The organism is Mesorhizobium sp. M2C.T.Ca.TU.002.02.1.1 (assembly GCF_003997225.1).
This window is the reverse complement of sequence record NZ_RZTO01000709.1, coordinates 1-3,271: the sequence shown is the minus strand read 5'-3', so window position 1 is coordinate 3,271 and position 3,271 is coordinate 1. Positions and strand designations below refer to the sequence as shown.

Below are 3,271 nucleotides of genomic sequence, written 5' to 3'. Positions count from 1 at the left end.
TGCCGCGGCAGGCGCGAAAGTCGCGGTCGCCGCCCGTCGTGCCGATCGCCTCGAAGCACTGGTTGCCCGCATCGAGAAGGCGGGTGGCGTCGCTCTCGCCATTGAAGCCGATATTGCCAAGGCCAGCGACATTGTCGCGATGGTCGACAAGGTCGTATCCGAATGGGGGCGACTCGACATCCTCGTCAACAATGCCGGCGTCATGCTGCTTGCCCCCGCGGCTGAAGCCGATCTCGACGACTGGCGGCAAATGATCGAGCTCAACCTGATCGGCCTGATGGCGACCACCAAGGCGGCGCTGCCGCATCTCAAGGCCTCGAAGGGCCATATCGTCAACGTCTCCTCGGTGGCCGGCCGCGTTGCCAATCCGGGCGCGACCGGTTACGCGGCGACCAAGTTCGGCGTCGTCGCCTTCTCGGAGTCGCTGCGCCGGGAGGTCTATGCCGACAAGGTGCGCGTCACCGTCATCGAGCCCGGCCTAGTGCGCACCGAGCTCGGCGACCACATCACCAACGCGGAATCGAAGGCCGGACTCGAACACCGTCTCGCCACGATGGAAGCGCTGACCGCCGAGGATATCGCGAACGCCATTTTCTATGCCGTCAGCCAGCCGCCAAGGGTCAACGTCAACGAGATACTTATCCGCCCGACCGATCAGGAACGCTGAACAACGAAAAACGCCTCTCGCGCTTTTACACGCGGGAGGCGTCTTTTTGCCGCCAACCTTTCTCGATTGCTCTCGAACTGCTGACAGCAAGGATAAAACCGGCAGCCGGCGAAAGAGTTCCTCGCAAAAGCGAAAAAAATCGTGCTGCCGGAAAAAATTGCGTTGAAGGATGGACGGGGGCCGCAATCCTGCGCCAAGACAAAGGCACGCATGAGGATCGCCTTGCCGCTCGACCCCGCCATCACCTTGTCGCTTTCGCAAAGCGCCACCTTCGACTGCCAGAGCTGCGGCGCCTGCTGTTCCTACGCGGCCGACTGGCCACGTTTTTCGACCGAGGAGGATGAGCAGCTCGACCGCATTCCGGCCGAGCTGGTCGCGGCCGATCAGTCAGGAATGCGCTGCGAGGGCGCGCGGTGCTCGGCGCTCACCGGCGAGGTGGGCAAACATACGGCCTGCGGCATCTATGATCTCCGCCCCGATGTCTGCCGCGCCTGCATGCCCGGCGGCGGCGACTGCCTGATGGCGAGGGCAGCGCACGGGCTGCCGGTGAACTAGTTCCTCGCCCCCGCAAGGCGAGGGAGAGGTCGCCGCGCAGCGGCCGGAGAGGAGCTGCGACGCCGGCGGGCTCCCTCTGATTGCTTTCAAGGGCAGCGCCATCCCCCTCCGTCCCGGCTTCGCCGAGCCACCTCTTCCCCGTTTCATGGAGGTGAGGAAAGGCGCCCCGCTTGCTCCGCCGCACGCCTCCCGGTACCTTCGCGTCGGGCAGGGCCGCGGAGGAAATCCATGAGCATCGAATTCCTGTTGACGTCGCTGATCATCGTGGCCTCGCCCGGCACCGGCGTCCTCTACACGCTGAGCGCCGGTCTCTCGCGCGGCGCGCGCGCCTCGATCATCGCCGCCTTCGCCTGCACGCTGGGCATCATCCCGCATATGGCGGCCGCCATCACCGGTCTCGCCGCTGTGCTGCACACAAGCGCCGTCGCCTTCGAGACGCTGAAATATCTCGGCGTCGCCTATCTCCTCTACATGGCCTGGAATACGTTGAAGGAAAAAGGCGGCCTCAGCATCGACGAGGATGCCGCGCCGCGCTCAACCGCAAGGACCATCACCACCGGAATCCTGGTCAACGTGCTGAACCCGAAACTGTCGATCTTCTTTTTCGCCTTCCTGCCGCAATTCGTCAGCACAACCGAGCCACACGCGCTGCCCAAGATGCTGGAGCTCTCCGGCGTCTTCATGTTGATGACCTTCGTCATCTTCGCCGTCTACGGCGTGTTCGCGGCTTCGGTGCGCAGCCATATCGTGACGCGGCCGAAGGTGCTGACCTGGATGCGCCGCAGCTTCGCTGCCGCCTTCGTCATGCTCGGCGCCAAGCTGGCGCTGGCCGATCGCTAGTTCGTTGCCGCGGTCGGTCAATTCGGGTCCACCGGCTCGCTTTCGGTTTCGGACGTCTCATCGCTGCAAAAGTCGGGCGCGGCCCGGACGCCGAGCCGCCAGGCTGAAGGTGGGACGCCGATCATCTTCTTGAAGGCCCGGCTGAACGCCGCTTCGGATTCGTAGCCTATTTCCGCCGCGATGTTTGCGACATTGCTGTTGCCGGCGCTCAGCAGTTCCGAGGCGATTTGCATGCGCCATTTGGCGAGATAGTGCATCGGCGGCATGCCGACGATCTTGGTGAATCGCTCCGCCAGCACCGTGCGCGACAGCGCGGACTCCTTGGCCAGCGCCTCCACCGTCCAATTATGGGCCGGCCGGTCGTGGATCAGCGCCAGCGCCTTCGCCAGATGCGGATCGCGCAGGCCCGCCAGCCAGCCGGTTTGTTGCGGGGGTAGTGACTCCACATAGCGGCGCAGCACGTCGACGAACATCAGTTCGCTGAGCTTGGTCAGCACCGTTTCGCTGCCGGCCCGCTTCTCGGCCACTTCCGAGACCGCCAGCCTGATGAACTGGCCGAGCCAGCCGCCATCGCCTTCAACGTCTCCGGCCTTGATCACGGGCGGCAGCGCTTCGAGCAGCGGATTGAAGGGCAGGGCATGGCAGGCGAGATAGCCGCAGACCAGCCGTGCCGACAGCGGTCCGTCCTTCACGTAGTTGATCGGGAAGGGCGTCTGGCTTGCGGCCGCGATCTCCAGCACATCCGCCGTCGGCGGATCGGCCCGGAGATCTGGCGTGCTCGACATGATGTGCGGATCGCTGTGGGTGAAGACCACGACCTCGCCGGCTTCCACCGGGATAGCCTCCTGGCCGACGATGCGGGCAAAGCAACGGCCGGACGTCAGCACGTGATAGGAAATCAGATGATCGGCGCCCGGCAGTATCCTCGGCAGTATCGAGGCAGGCGCGGGCGAGCACACCGCCCAAGGGTCCTGGGCCTCGATGTCGAAAAACGTCGCGCCGGTGAGGCGCACCGTTTTCAAAAGGTCCGATAGAGCGTCCCCGGCCATTCCACCCCTTTCCCGCGCAAGCTGCGCGGCATTCCATTCGAGTTCCGGACGCGCTGTCAACGAACGCGGACGCCCCGTCATTCCGTCCCCGGCCGGAAGCTTTAAACCCCAACCGGCGTCAGGAGCTGTCTTCTGTTGGACGCTCCGCGCGATCGAACGC

At 64.8% G+C, this 3,271-nt stretch carries 4 protein-coding genes; 3 read left to right on the top strand and 1 reads right to left on the bottom strand.

From position 1 onward, the window contains the following. The 3 genes from EOD07_RS28040 to EOD07_RS28030 form a co-directional block, all read left to right on the top strand. Window positions 1-667: SDR family NAD(P)-dependent oxidoreductase (locus EOD07_RS28040; protein WP_127237696.1), on the top strand; the 667-nt coding region annotated here is incomplete at its 5' end. 210 nt (window positions 668-877) lie between these two features. Then, window positions 878-1,222, top strand: a complete 345-nt coding sequence (locus EOD07_RS28035; RefSeq protein WP_127237697.1) for a YkgJ family cysteine cluster protein — start codon at window positions 878-880, stop codon at window positions 1,220-1,222. Between the two features lie 228 nt (window positions 1,223-1,450). After that, window positions 1,451-2,062: a LysE family translocator gene (locus EOD07_RS28030; RefSeq protein ID WP_041012481.1), complete on the top strand. Its 612-nt coding sequence runs from the start codon at window positions 1,451-1,453 to the stop codon at window positions 2,060-2,062. Window positions 2,063-2,079: 17 nt separating this feature from the next. Here EOD07_RS28030 and EOD07_RS28025 read toward each other — a convergent pair whose 3' ends face one another. Then, window positions 2,080-3,111: an AraC family transcriptional regulator gene (locus tag EOD07_RS28025; RefSeq protein ID WP_164772599.1), complete on the bottom strand. Its 1,032-nt coding sequence runs from the start codon at window positions 3,109-3,111 to the stop codon at window positions 2,080-2,082. Window positions 3,112-3,271 lie beyond the last annotated feature (160 nt).